General features: G+C 57.4%; 15 protein-coding genes. 8 read left to right on the forward strand and 7 right to left on the reverse strand.

The window, feature by feature from the left end; translation table 11 throughout:
- From fliP to fliF, 4 genes are read right to left on the reverse strand one after another with little or no spacing between them, the layout of a single operon-like run.
- Positions 1 to 732: a flagellar type III secretion system pore protein FliP gene (gene fliP / locus ACR0FE_RS07395; protein WP_480912068.1), complete on the reverse strand. Its 732-nt coding sequence runs from the start codon at positions 730 to 732 to the stop codon at positions 1 to 3.
- The gene (locus tag ACR0FE_RS07400) at positions 732 to 1,019 is read right to left on the reverse strand and encodes a FliM/FliN family flagellar motor C-terminal domain-containing protein (protein WP_170807038.1); all 288 of its coding nucleotides are present in this window, start codon (positions 1,017 to 1,019) and stop codon (positions 732 to 734) included. The genes fliP and ACR0FE_RS07400 overlap by 1 nt, the downstream gene beginning before the upstream one ends.
- Positions 994 to 1,608: a FliH/SctL family protein gene (locus tag ACR0FE_RS07405; RefSeq protein ID WP_480912071.1), complete on the reverse strand. Its 615-nt coding sequence runs from the start codon at positions 1,606 to 1,608 to the stop codon at positions 994 to 996. The genes ACR0FE_RS07400 and ACR0FE_RS07405 overlap by 26 nt, the downstream gene beginning before the upstream one ends.
- Positions 1,608 to 3,203, reverse strand: a complete 1,596-nt coding sequence (gene fliF / locus ACR0FE_RS07410; RefSeq protein ID WP_480912074.1) for a flagellar basal-body MS-ring/collar protein FliF — start codon at positions 3,201 to 3,203, stop codon at positions 1,608 to 1,610. Before fliF ends, ACR0FE_RS07405 begins: the two co-directional genes overlap by 1 nt.
- Before the next feature lie 86 nt (positions 3,204 to 3,289).
- On the opposite strand from fliF, the gene ACR0FE_RS07415 reads away from it, so the two are divergent.
- The 6 genes from ACR0FE_RS07415 (at position 3,290) to ACR0FE_RS07440 (ending at position 8,800) form a co-directional block, all read left to right on the forward strand.
- Positions 3,290 to 3,814 carry a flagellar basal body-associated FliL family protein gene (locus ACR0FE_RS07415; protein ID WP_480912077.1) on the forward strand — a complete coding sequence of 175 codons (525 nt, stop codon included), beginning with the start codon at positions 3,290 to 3,292 and terminating at the stop codon, positions 3,812 to 3,814.
- Positions 3,815 to 3,823: 9 nt separating this feature from the next.
- Positions 3,824 to 4,342: a hypothetical protein gene (locus tag ACR0FE_RS07420; protein ID WP_480491073.1), complete on the forward strand. Its 519-nt coding sequence runs from the start codon at positions 3,824 to 3,826 to the stop codon at positions 4,340 to 4,342.
- A complete protein-coding gene (locus ACR0FE_RS07425) occupies positions 4,339 to 4,923 on the forward strand; it encodes a MotE family protein (protein WP_480912080.1) in 585 nt (194 codons plus the stop codon). The genes ACR0FE_RS07420 and ACR0FE_RS07425 overlap by 4 nt, the downstream gene beginning before the upstream one ends.
- A 46-nt stretch (positions 4,924 to 4,969) precedes the next feature.
- Positions 4,970 to 5,839: a flagellar motor stator protein MotA gene (gene motA / locus ACR0FE_RS07430; protein ID WP_480912081.1), complete on the forward strand. Its 870-nt coding sequence runs from the start codon at positions 4,970 to 4,972 to the stop codon at positions 5,837 to 5,839.
- Positions 5,836 to 7,974 carry a hypothetical protein gene (locus ACR0FE_RS07435; RefSeq protein ID WP_480912084.1) on the forward strand — a complete coding sequence of 713 codons (2,139 nt, stop codon included), beginning with the start codon at positions 5,836 to 5,838 and terminating at the stop codon, positions 7,972 to 7,974. The genes motA and ACR0FE_RS07435 overlap by 4 nt, the downstream gene beginning before the upstream one ends.
- A 496-nt stretch (positions 7,975 to 8,470) precedes the next feature.
- Positions 8,471 to 8,800 carry a hypothetical protein gene (locus ACR0FE_RS07440; RefSeq protein WP_170612952.1) on the forward strand — a complete coding sequence of 110 codons (330 nt, stop codon included), beginning with the start codon at positions 8,471 to 8,473 and terminating at the stop codon, positions 8,798 to 8,800.
- A gap of 25 nt (positions 8,801 to 8,825) precedes the next feature.
- Here ACR0FE_RS07440 and ACR0FE_RS07445 read toward each other — a convergent pair whose 3' ends face one another.
- A complete protein-coding gene (locus tag ACR0FE_RS07445) occupies positions 8,826 to 9,368 on the reverse strand; it encodes an ion channel (protein WP_480522987.1) in 543 nt (180 codons plus the stop codon).
- Positions 9,369 to 9,409: 41 nt separating this feature from the next.
- On the reverse strand, positions 9,410 to 10,315 hold the full coding sequence (gene trhO / locus ACR0FE_RS07450) for an oxygen-dependent tRNA uridine(34) hydroxylase TrhO (RefSeq protein WP_480912088.1): 906 nt from the start codon (positions 10,313 to 10,315) through the stop codon (positions 9,410 to 9,412).
- A gap of 96 nt (positions 10,316 to 10,411) precedes the next feature.
- On the opposite strand from trhO, the gene pncA reads away from it, so the two are divergent.
- A complete protein-coding gene (gene pncA, locus ACR0FE_RS07455) occupies positions 10,412 to 11,005 on the forward strand; it encodes a bifunctional nicotinamidase/pyrazinamidase (RefSeq protein ID WP_480912091.1) in 594 nt (197 codons plus the stop codon).
- Here the strand turns inward: pncA and ACR0FE_RS07460 are convergent.
- On the reverse strand, positions 11,002 to 11,559 hold the full coding sequence (locus tag ACR0FE_RS07460) for a hypothetical protein (protein ID WP_480912092.1): 558 nt from the start codon (positions 11,557 to 11,559) through the stop codon (positions 11,002 to 11,004). The two genes, pncA and ACR0FE_RS07460, sit on opposite strands and share 4 nt — an antisense overlap.
- Before the next feature lie 164 nt (positions 11,560 to 11,723).
- Between ACR0FE_RS07460 and pncB the strand changes: the two genes are divergently transcribed.
- On the forward strand, positions 11,724 to 13,016 hold the full coding sequence (gene pncB / locus ACR0FE_RS07465; protein ID WP_480813767.1) for a nicotinate phosphoribosyltransferase: 1,293 nt from the start codon (positions 11,724 to 11,726) through the stop codon (positions 13,014 to 13,016).

The raw sequence follows: 13,016 nt of genomic DNA on the forward strand, positions 1-13,016 counted from the left end.
TCAGATCGTGTAACTGCGCACCAACGCGCTTGCGATCAGGGACCACCCGTCAGCGATGACAAAAAAGGCCAGTTTAAACGGCAGTGACACGGTAGCCGGGGGAACCATCATCATGCCCATCGACATGAGAACCGCTGCGACCACAAGATCAATGATCAGAAACGGCAGGAAAATCAGAAATCCGATCTGAAAGGCCCGCGCAATTTCAGACAGCATGAAAGACGGCATCAGAACCGAAACCGGCGCGTCCGGCGACAGCGCAATCGTGTCGCCGCCCGGGCGCAGGGCCGCCATGGCGTGAAACGTATCCGGATCAAGCCGAGTGGCCATGAAGGCGCGAAATGGAACCAGCGCACGTTCCAGCGCCGGTTCCACATCCATTGTCTCTTCAACCATCGGGCGTATTCCGGTTTCCCAGGCCTCGGTGAAAACCGGCTCCATGATGAAATAGGTCAGGAACAGGGCTAAGCTGACGATCAACATGTTCGGCGGTGACTGCTGCAGGCCGATGCCCTGCCGCAATAGGGCCAGAACCGTAATCAGAAACGGAAAGCAGGTGATCATGATGGCCAGTCCGGGCGCCAGACTCAGCACGGTAATCAACAGGATCAGCTGCACTGTGCGCGCCGAGATCGACCCACCCTCGCCCAGCGACAAGGTCACATCCTGCGCCGCCGCCAAAGACGGGGTCAGCAGCGCCAGCGCCAAGGCAAGCCAGACCAGCGGACGCATCAGCCGATCCCGCGCTGAAGATCCGATATCTCGGTCAGGCGCACGGCCAGTTGACCGGCCTGATCGCCCTCCAATTCTTCCAGAAGCCCCCGCGCAACCAGCTGGTCGCCAACATACAGGTCAACGGGATCCTCGATACGCTTGTCCAGGGTCAGTACCGCGTTTTCGCCCAACGCCAGCAGGTCGCGGATCAATGGCCGCGCCCGACCGACCGAGACCGTCACTTCGATCGGGACGGTTTCAAACGGATTTGATTTGCCCTTATTTAGGGTCTGATTTTCGCTCATTTGACAGTGCCTTTCTTGCCTCGAACAGATAAGCGTCGAATGCGCTGGAAATCGACGCCAGCAAGGCGTTGCAATCCACCTCCTGCTGCGACATGCCAACCTGCAGCCGCGCCGTCCCCGGTTCCAACGATGAATCCTCGATCACTTTTGGGGGTGGGCTCAGACCCGGCGGCACAAGAGCGCCGACACCATTCCCCTGCCCCACAGGAACCAGTATTTGCATGGGCTGACCGATCTGCTCGCCAGCCAATTCGCACAACTGCTCCACCAGACGGGTCCCAAAGCCCCGCTCCAGCGTTTCCGGCAGAACAAGACGGACGAGCCCCTCGAACATCGGCTCAAGCGACAGCGACATCCGGTTCAGCGCCTCGTGATAGGTGAAGGACATGTCTTCAAGCGAGGCGGCCAGCGCAGCGGACGTCCGATCAAGGCTTTGTTCCTGTGCGGTCAGGGCATCCTCCCAACCCGCCTTGTAGCCGTGTTCAAATGCGGCAAGGCGATGCTCTTCCAGCGCCTCCTCGTCCAGCAGATGAACCTGAACACCACTGGCCTGTGCCGAGAAGTCTTCAAGGAGATGGGCGATGGACATCACACAGCCTCCTCACCTTCTTCAAGCCAGCTGCGCAGAATTTCGACTGTTTCTTCCTGCTTTTCACCGATCATTGCGCGCAAGCGGTCAACCGGGTCAGCGCCGGCAGGCGACCCCAGCGCGGGAACCTCTGCCTGCTTCGCCTGGCTGGGTATTTGCGCAAACTCTACCCCATCCGCCGTCGCGATTTCACCAACAAGAAACGGAGCGTCCTCAGACTCGGGCCTACGGTCCGCAGGCAAAAGCGCGGTGGCCGCAACCGGCTTTGTCAGAATCGGGCGGATTACAAACAACCCCAGGATCAGAGAGACAATCGCCAGCACCGCCATCTGAATCAGAGACATGGCGTCCAGATGGAGTTTCGGCCAGAAGGAACCGGAAACCAGCACTCCTTGAGGCTCTATCAAAGGCATATCCATCGATTTGAGTGTAATCACGTCGCCCCGCGCAGCGTCGAAACCAACGGCAGACGCGACCAGCTCGCGAAGCGCGTCCAGCTCGGTCTGCGGCAGTGGCACAAAGTTTTCCGTCCCTTCATCCGTCACTTCCCTGAAACCGTTAACGAGAACTGCCACTGTCAGTCTTTTGACCGCCCCAGGGGCGTTGTGCACTTCCAGTTCGGTCTCGGACACTTCGTAATTCACCCGTTCCCGGGTCTGGGTCGCAGTGGAGTTAGATTCGTCACCGCCCGCCGCGTCGCCATCCGGAAGGTTCGACGCGACGGTCACATCCGAGGACTGGTTGCGCGCACTGTCCGTACGTTCTTCTACATCCGTGCTAATCGCCACGCGCGTTTCGGGATCGATGCGGCGTTCGCGGATCGATTCAGTTCTTGTCACCGTATCGACACTGACTTCGACCACTGCGTTTCCCGCACCAACGCGGGCCTCGACCAGGCGCAAAACCCGCTCGCGCAGGGTTCGGGCCTTGTCATCAGCCGTGTCTGCCGCGGCCCGACTTTCCTGCGCGCCGATCACCGCTCCGTTTGAATCGATAACCGCCACGTTTTCCGGGGTCAGGCCACTGACTGCCGACGACACCAGAAAGCGAATGGCACGGGCCTGATCTGCCGTAATCTGACCACCCGAAGGCACCAGATACACCGATGCTGTTGGCGCGGCGCTGCGCTTGAACGGGTTGGAAGAACTGTTTGCGATATGAACACGGGCCTGACTGACATAGGCACTGCCGACGATGGTCCGGGCAAGCTCACCCTCCTTGGCACGCCAGTAGGCGGCATCGAACATCTGCGACGTGGTGCCGAACCCGCTAAGCGAGTCGAGCAGTTCGTACCCGCGGTTGCCGTTTGCAGGCAACCCCTCGCTGGCGAGCGTCATGCGCAGTTCATCCCGCTGCGTTCCGGGGACATAAATCGAACCGCCGCGAATTTCGTATGCAACCCCGCGCTGATCCAGGGCCCGGACAATATCGCCAGCGGCCCCGCTTTCGAGCCCGGCATATAGCAACGTCATCGACGGTGCCGTCACCAGCCGGGACATGGCAAGAACCCCAAGAAAAACCAGCACCACCGCACCGGCGACGACAATTTGCCTACGCCTGTCCAAATTTGCCCAGACAGTTCCGATCTGCTGCACTCTCACCTCCGACTCGCCGACATTCTGCCCGGCGCAACCTCTGTTTGGACGATTGCCCTTAACAATCGGTTAGTCCCTGCGGGGTTATGACGGTGGCCGAACGGATGGATGAGGACGCCATGGCTGACGCAACGGCTGAAGAAAGCGAAGCCCCGGTAAAACCGAGGAAAACGGGCCTGATCGTCGGGGCGGTTTTGGCCGTTCTGGGTGCGGCCGGCGGTTATTTTCTGGCAACGTCCGGCCTGTTGCCGCTGGCTGGCAACGGTACCGAATCCGATGAAGAAACGGCTGAAATCTCTGCCGAAGCAGTGCCCGAGATTGGCTTTGTCGACCTGCCACCCGCGATCATTTCGGTGGATGTCGGCGATTCGCGTCATCTGAGGTTTCATGCCCAGCTTGAAGTGAATGCACCCTACATCGGTGATGTCGAAAAGATGAAGCCCCGCGTCATGGACGTTCTCAATGGTTATCTCCGCGCGATCGAAGTCGAAGACTTGGAGGATTCGCTGGCTTTGATCCGCATTCGTGGACACCTGCTGCGGCGTATCGAAATTGTCGTGGGCAAAGGGCGCGTCCGCGATGTTCTGGTGATGGAATTTGTACTGAATTAGGAGGCGAAATTGGAGCTGATTGCGGATATTTTGCTTGTCGCAGGCGCGCTTGGCGCCGGTCTGTATTGTTTTGTACTGTCGCGGCGGCTCCGGAAATTCACTGATCTGGAGCAGGGTGTCGGTGGTGCCGTGGCGGTTCTGTCCTCGCAGGCGGACGCGCTAAAAAGATCGCTTGAGTCGGCCCGGTCTGCCTCCGATCAGTCCGGAGTTGCTTTAAAAGACCTGACCCAGCGTGCCGAGTCCGTAGCCGGGCGGCTCGAGCTGATGATGGCTTCAATGCACGACATTGTCCCGGACGAGGACAACGTTGGCCCAGGTCCGGAAGACCCTGAGCCCGGTGAAGCCGAGACAGAAAACTCCGCGATTGAACCGGCGGTGGATTCGGAGACCCCGGCGCCACAGGGTCCCACAAAGCAACCGGATACGGAGAAACACGAGGATTTCGAGGTCGCACCTCAGCCAAAGGGACAGCCGGAAGGTCTGATGTTTTTCAGACATGCCCGCAAATCAGGCGAGGCTACGCCATGAAACAACGAAAAACGCCAAGCAGGCGGGGTCGGTCTCGTGGCGGAGTATTGACTGTGATTTCCTTGCTGATGGTCGGGTCCGCTGTGATCCGATTGGGTCTGGAAGCCGGCCCCGCTCTTGCAAAGGCTGCCGACCCGTCTCAGCCACTGCTGCAACCTGCTTCTCAAAAGGCACCGGATGTTCAGGTTCTGCTGACCGAACTGCTTCGCCGGGAAGAACAGCTGATACAACGTGAAAACACCCTTCTGAATAGGGAAAAGGCCTTGGAAATAGCAGATCAGGCCATCGAATCCCGCCTGATTGCCCTGCAGCAGGCGGAACAGGACCTGCGAGCCACTTTGGCCATCGCCGACACGGCCGCCGAAAGCGATCTGAGCAAGCTTACGGACATGTACCAAAGCATGAAGCCGAAAGACGCCGCCGCATTATTCGAAACCATGGACCCGGTGTTCTCTGCAGGTTTTCTGGCCCGAATGCCTTCCGATGCTGCGGCCGGCATTCTTGCCGGGCTCCCGCCCGAGGTCGCCTACACGGTGAGCGTCGTGATGGCAGGTCGCAACGCTTCGGCCCCCAAAGAATGATGAAACTATTGGTCGTACCCAAAACACATTTTGCCGGAGAACGCAGATGATCGGACTTGTAGGAATCATCGTCATTTTCGTCATGGTTTTCGGCGGCTATCTCGCAGCTGGCGGCAAGATGGCTATCATTATGAAATCATTGCCTTTTGAAATGATGATGATTGGCGGAGCCGCTGTTGGGGCATTTCTGATCAGCAACGACATGAGCGCGGTCAAGCATACCGCCAAAGACATGGGAAAGGTATTCAAGGGACCCAAATGGAAACCGCAGGATTACCGCGACCTGCTGTGCCTTTTGTTTTCCCTGATCCGCATGGCCAAAGCCAACCCGGTCGAGGTTGAGCAGCATATCGAAGAACCCGAAAACTCTACTCTGTTTTCTGCATATCCGAAAATTCAGGCAGACCAGGAAGCGGTGGATCTTATCTGTGACACGATGCGATCAGCGGACATGAATTATGACGATCCGCATCAGGTGGAAGAAGTGCTGGAAAAACGGATGGAGGCCAATTTCCACCACGCCATGCTTTCCAGCCACGCGTTGCAGACCGTGGCGGATGGGCTGCCAGCGCTGGGAATTGTCGCGGCGGTTCTGGGTGTGATCAAGACGATGGGATCGATCGACCAGCCACCCGAAGTTCTTGGAAAGCTAATCGGCGGCGCCCTGGTCGGCACGTTTCTGGGTATCTTTCTTGCCTATGGCCTGGTCGGACCGTTCGCGGGGAAACTGAAGGCAGTGGTCGAGGAGGACAACCATTTTTACCAACTGATCAAAGAGGTTCTGGTTGCCAACCTGCACAACCACAACGCTGCAATGTGTATTGAAGTCGGACGACAAAACACGCCAACGCACAACCGCCCCGGCTTTGCCGAACTGGAGGATGCGCTGAAGGAACTCAAACAGGCGGCGGCATGATCCGGGGTGCTCTTCTCGCTATTTCTCTGTTCGTGGTCGCCAATTGTGCCGCGGCACAATCCGTCACGGTTCGATCCGGCGAACATGACGGGCACACGCGGATTGTCGCGCAGGTGCCTCATGGAACCGAGTGGGCTTTGACCCAGAAAAAGAACGGTGCGCGTCTGAAGGTGGCCATTGACGATGTCAGGTTCGAAACAGGGTCTGTCTTTGCCCGACTCTCAAGCGCCCGTTTGAGCACGCTTTCTCAGGCTCGGTCTGGTGCCGAATTGGACATGGAATTCGGGTGTGACTGTGCCGCGTCTGCCTTTCTGTATCAGGGCACGATGATCGTCATCGATATTGCCCCGGCGGATATCCTGCCACCACTTGGCCCATTGTTGGTGTCCGTGCCAGACATCTCGCAGGGTTTCGAGCAAGAACAATCCGCGTCTGACCGGGCGCCAAAGCCATTTGCACTGCCGCTTCTTGAACAGGGATTGCAAAGAATAGAAGAACGGCTTTCTACGCGGTTCGTGCAAGGCGCGGATCGCGACGTCCTTGACCTGAACCTTGCCGGCCAGGGACCGCGCCGGGTGCCTGAGGTCCACGATTTGGAAGATTTGCCGGACCTGGAGCCGAACTTCCGGGTATCGTCAGTGCTGGAGGACTTGCCGGGCTTTCCGGTGCCGGACATTCCACCGGTGCCATCGCGCCCGGCCTGTCTGACACGCGCGGAAATCGGGTTTGATAGCTGGTCAGACGGGCGTTCCTTTTCCGAACAGATAGCCGGTCTACGAGTCGGACTCTTTGAAGAGTTTGACCGTGTGGATTCGGAAACTTTCATGAAACTGGCAAGACTATACGCTTTCCACGGTTTCGGAATCGAGGCTTTACAGATGCTGGATCTGACCACTTCGCAATCTTCCGATAGGGACCGGATCGCGGCCATTGCCCGGATCATTGACGATCAGACAGTCGCTGAACCGAACCCGTTCGAAAACCTTCAAAGGTGCGCCAGTGACGCCGCGCTCTGGTCGGTATTAAGTGAACAGACACTACGGTCCGATGCTGATCTGGAGGCCATTGAACAAGCTTTCCCGCGCCTGCCGGACCATCTGCAGCGCCACTTCGGCCCGTCATTGGCGAATATCCTGGTGGAAGGCCAGAAACTTGAGGCGGCGCGACGGATCCTGCGGACAACCGACAGAGTTGAGCCCGAAAGCCGGCCTGAGGTCAGTCGCGCGAAAGCTGCGGTTGCCAGTGCCGAAGGGGATGACCCGCAAACAGAGGCTTTACTGAACGAAGTCATCTCGTCACCGGATGCCGTACTGGAAGCCCCGCTGGCGCTGGCGCAACTGATAGAAAAACGCTGGGGGGAAAGGGGTGCGGTCTCGGCTCAGGAAGTCGATCTGGCGGCAGCATATGTGCTGGAGTTCCGGAGATCGGAAATTGGGTCAATTATGTTGCAAGCCCATGCAGTGGCGCTGAGCCTGAGTGACCGGTTCGATGCGGCGGTGGATCTTGCCGAAAGCTTGCCTGCGAGTGAAGGCAGGGCGGGAACGCTGAACCAGGTTATGTTGATGGTGGCGGAACGCTCGGATGACATTACATTCCTGCGCCGAACCCTGGGCTTGGCGGATGACTTCGTGTCGGATCTGAGCACCGAAACTGCCATCGCACTTTCCGATCGGCTGGCGACGCTCGGGTTTGCTTCAAAGGCCCATTTCTTCGCCAGCCGTCCGCAAGACAGTATCAAACGGTCGGAGCGTGCAAGGCTGAGGGCTCGCGCGGCCTTGCTGGGCGGGCGTCCTCATCAAGCCATGCTCGAGCTTGCCGACGATGATAGCGTTCAAGCCGACCTTCTTCGGATTGAGGTGGCCCGTACTGTCGGAGATTTCGTAAAAGCCGGTGAACTATCGAAGAAGCTTGGGACGCTGAATGAAGCCGATAGATATTTCTGGCTGGCCAATCTGACAGATCAAACTGCAGATCAAAACGGGCAGTTCGCAAAGATTGCCGCAACGACGCGGGCTTTGGCAAAACAACCAGCACGAAACCCGGCCAAACCGCTGGCAGATGCGGCATATCTTTTGAAAGATAGTGAAGATACGCGCCAAAAGATTGCCGAGTTGCTTGCCGCGCTTGATCCTTAACGAAAGCCACTGCCCACGATTGCATGAGTAGTTCAAGGGAATAGGCGCATCGGCTGTTCGATCACAAGCAGCACTGTAATGCTGTGGGAAAGGTAACTTTAGTCTTACCGGGCTTAATCTCTTCTTACCTTTTCGCCAGCGCTTTCTCGGTCGGTTGATCTTGATGTACAGAGTCTAAGGTTTCGAGAAGCAGTAAGCTTCGATCTGATTTCATTTAGCAGACTGATCAAAAGCAGGCCGATCCGGGCACAATACAACTTGCGATTTGTCGCCGTTCAACCTGCCACTATCGGCGACGTGACCGAACATGGGTTGAATTCACACCGAATCGTTCCTTCATTTCTATTGGACGCAAAAAAAACGCGCCAAATTGCTCGCATGGCGAGGGGACAGGCTGGACAAATATCGGCTCAATCAGAAGCCGGTCAGCGGAAATCTTGAAAAGTTCCTAAAATGTTCTATATTTGTTCTCATGTGGAACGGAGGTTTTCGAGCTATGACCAACGCTGCCCGCCAAAGCTGGTTTGATGCGCCCAGCAACGACTATCACATGCTGCCGGTGACGGACCGGCAGATGCGCTATGCCCGTGCCATTGCGGAAAAGTCTGCTCTGGAAATTCCAGTTGAGGCGCAGCGAGACCGAAAATCAATGTCGGACTGGATTTCGGCACACAAACCTAACGATCCTTCACCCTTCGCCAATTACCCGACTGGCAAGCAGGTGGCCTTTGCCGAACGTATTTCACGCAGCAAACGCCGGCCTATTCCTTCCGAGTGCTTTCGCGACAAGCAACGCATGTCGCAGTGGATTGACAGCAACAAATAGACTCTGTTGCAAGGCTATTCAGGGGTCAGTGCGGATGCCTGTTGTGTTCGCGCCCATACAGCCCAACTGCCGCGGCCACGAACAGGCCCAGCAGAATGTAGCCGGTGATCGCTTCGGCCACTGCCAGGCCGCGGCACAGACCGGCGGGCTTCAGATCTCCAAACCCAACAGTCGTGAAAGTCACATATGAGAAATACAGAACATCGGCCGGACCTTTTGCGCCGACAACACACAGGTCATAATAGCCGAACGCGCCGTAAACCGCAGCGAACAGGAACGGCACGACCTGTATGAACGATATTCCCATCAACAGAAGTTGCCGCCGGGGAGACGTGACCTGAGTCATGTAGTACCAGGTCTGCGAGATCAGCCACAGCACCAGCGCGCCCGAAGCAATCGTGCCAATTGTGTTCCCTGCCGTGGCCTCGTTGAGACTGGAAAGAGCGTACCAGGCCAGAAAGCTGACCAGAACCAACCCGAAGGCGGCGGCCAAAGTCGATTTCCATTCTTCCAGCGTTCTTGGTTCGGTCGACATGGGTGTTCCGGACAGTTGCGTATGCGCGATCATCCGCATTCCGGCGGAAATCGACAACCCTTAACGCGTGGCGATCAGTTTGCGCCCAAATGCGCGTCCCCACGGGCGCGGGCCAGTGCAATCTGTTTCTGCCGTTCGCGAAAGCGCATCTTGTCCGCCTCCGAGGTCTCGGCAATGCAATGATGGCATGAAACGCCATGCTCGTATTCCGGCCGCTTCGTGTCATCCGGCAGAATCGGGCGGCGGCAGCCATGACACAGGTTATGCGGCCCTTCGACCAACCCGTGCCCGACTGAGACACGGTTGTCGAACACAAAACATTCCCCCTGCCAGGTGCTGTCTTTGGCCGGAACCTCTTCGAGATACCGCAGAATCCCACCTTTCAGGTGATAGACATCGTCGACCCCCTGCCCCAGCAGGTAGTTGGTGGATTTTTCGCATCGGATACCACCAGTGCAGAACATGGCGACACGTTTGTTGTGGAAACGGTCCTTGTTCGCCTCCCACCAATCCGGAAAATCGCGAAAACTGGCTGTTTTAGGGTCTATTGCGCCCTCAAAAGTGCCGATCGCCACCTCATAGTCGTTTCGCGTATCGATCAGTACAACGTCATCCGAGCGGATCAGGTCGTTCCAGTCTTCAGGTTCGACATAGTGACCGACGCGGGCCTGCGGATCGACATCCGGCTGCCCCATTGTCACGATCTCTTTCTTCAGGCGCACTTTCATCCGGCCGAAGGGCGGATGATCCGACGAAGCCTCTTTCCATTCCAGATCGGCGCAGCCCGGGAGGGCGCGGATATGGGCCAGAACAGCATCGATCCCGGATCGCGGGCCTGCAATTGTGCCATTGATCCCTTCTTGCGCCAGCAACAGGATTCCTTTGACGGACTGCGCCTGACACAGTTCCAGCAATGGCTCACGCAGTGCGGCGTGATCGGCGAATCGGGTAAAGTGATAGAGAGCGGCGATTGTGTACATGCGCGCGATCTAATACCACCCGCGCAGAGTCGCAAGAGAACGGATTGACGCCCCCCATCTGCCCGCCTACCGATAGATCGACGGAAGGAGGTCTGCATGACTCATGCCCTGATCGTGATCGATGTTCAGAACGATTTCTGCCCCGGCGGCGCGCTGGCTGTTCCCGGCGGCGACGAAGTAGTCGCCCCAATAAACGACATGATGGACGACTTCGACGCGGTCATTCTGACCCAGGACTGGCACCCGGATGGGCATTCGTCATTTGCAAGTTCGCATCCCGGTCGTAACCCATTTGAATCGGTCGAAATGCCTTATGGCCCCCAGGTTTTGTGGCCGGATCATTGCATTCAGGGCAGCCAGGGCAGCGCGTTTCATGCGGAGCTCAGAACCGATGCAGATTTGATCATTCGCAAAGGATTTCGCCCTGCCGTCGACAGCTATTCGGCCTTTTTTGAGAACGACCAGAAGACACCCACCGGTCTGGAGGGGTATCTGAACACCCGTGGCATCACCAAACTGACACTTGCCGGGTTGGCCACTGATTTTTGTGTTCAGTTTTCAGCACTTGACGCGGCGCGTCTGGGATTTGACGTGACTGTCAGGATGGCGGCCTGTCGCGCCATTGATCTGGACGGATCCTTGAAGGCGGCGGAAAACGCGATGCAGAAGGCCGGCGTCACCCTGGTCTAAGGCGTCGCGCCGGCTGCTGCCAGGAATCTGAGCAAGACAATCAACAGCACAGCCAGACCCAGCGCGATTCCAACGCGCCAGGGCAGCGTCCGCCGTTTGGGCGGCACCGGTTGCGGTGCGCTTTCCGGTTCAGGCTGAATGTAGGGCAGCAACTGTATTGGTGGTTTTCGGCGGCGTTTCCCTTGTGGGCGGGCGGTTTTGATGCCGTTCAGAAACGCCCACAAATCAAATTCACCACAATACTCACCCGCCAGGCCCGTGGCCTTGATATTGGCAAAAAGGCGCTGGATGACGAGGTTTCGCAAATCCTCGTCTTCTGCCCGATAGATACCATTGGGCAAACTGCTGTTCCGGGTTTCAAAATCGAACCCGGCATCCACAAACATCTTGCGGATATTCGGTGACGTGTCGCGCAGGGCTTCTGCCGTCTGAAAGTCGCGGAACAAGGCTCGGGCCCGCGTCTTCCCATTTTGCAAAGCTTCTGTGTCCGCCTGAGCTGGCTCCACTTCGTCCTGTGCAATCGTTACAATATCAAAGTCGTACTCGAGACCCATTCACTAAACTCAACTCACATGTCCATCCCCTCTTTTCACTAACCCGTGAAAAGCACACACAATTTGCCCGCAATGTGACTGGACCTTGTCATTGTCACCAATTGGGCGACTCTTGCCATTCATCGTTCCGATTGATCTAACAATGGAAATCGCAGGAGTTCCACATGGTCGATATTGCGACACGCGTGTACAATCACAAATGGAAGATCGACCCGATTGTCCGGTCTTTGATCGACACGGACTTCTACAAACTTCTGATGTGCCAGTCAGTGTTTCGAAATAAGCCCCAAACGGACGTCGTTTTTTCGCTGATCAACCGGTCGAATCACATTCCGCTGGCGAAACTCATCGATGAAGGCGAATTGCGCGAGCAACTGGATCATATCCGCTCGCTCAGCCTCAGCCGCGGCGAAAGCACGTGGCTGCGCGGCAATACTTTCTACGGAAAGCGGCAGATGTTCCGGTCGGATTTCATGGAATGGTTCGAAAACCTGCGCCTGCCGCCCTATCACCTGGAACGCAAAGGCGATCAGTACGAGCTGACCTTTGAGGGCAAATGGCACGAGGTCATGCTGTGGGAAATCCCGGCGCTGGCGGTGTTGATGGAACTGCGGTCGCGCGCGGTTCTGAATGACATGCGCCGGTTCGAACTGCAGGTACTATATGCCCGTGCGATGACCCGGGTCTGGGAAAAGATCGAACAACTGCGCGGTATTGGCGGCTTGGGGATCGCCGACTTCGGAACCCGCCGGCGTCATTCCTTCCTGTGGCAGGACTGGTGCGTTCAAGCGATGATCGAAGGGCTGGGCAGTTCGTTCACCGGAACGTCGAACTGCCTGATCGCGATGCGACGCGAGGTCGAGGCCATCGGCACCAATGCCCATGAACTGCCCATGGTTTATTCCGCACTGGCCGATAGCGACGCGGACCTGGCCCAGGCGCCTTATGACGTCCTGAGCGACTGGCACGAGGAACATGACGGCAACCTGCGGATTATCCTGCCCGATACCTATGGCACCAAGGGGTTTCTGGACAGCGCGCCCGACTGGCTGGCCGGATGGACCGGCATTCGTATCGACAGCGGCGATCCGGCCGCCGGTGCCGAGATTGCCATCGACTGGTGGAAATCCCGCGGCGAGGATCCGCGCCAGAAACGTATCATTTTTTCAGACGGGCTGGATGTTGCAAAAATTCAGGAATTGCACGGCCAGTTTGCGGAACGGGTCAACGTGTCCTTCGGTTGGGGGACCCTGTTGACAAATGATTTCCGGGGGCTCGTGCCAGATGATGCGCTGGCGCCGTTTTCGCTGGTGTGCAAGGCAGTTTCTGCCAATGGCCGACCGACAGTGAAGCTATCGGACAATCCCGAAAAGGCTATGGGTCCGGCGGATCAGATCGAACGCTACAAGCGCGTGTTCGGAGTTGGCGCGCAAAAGGCGATCGAAGTGATCGTCTAG

This window comes from Ruegeria sp. K7 (genome assembly GCF_056531785.1).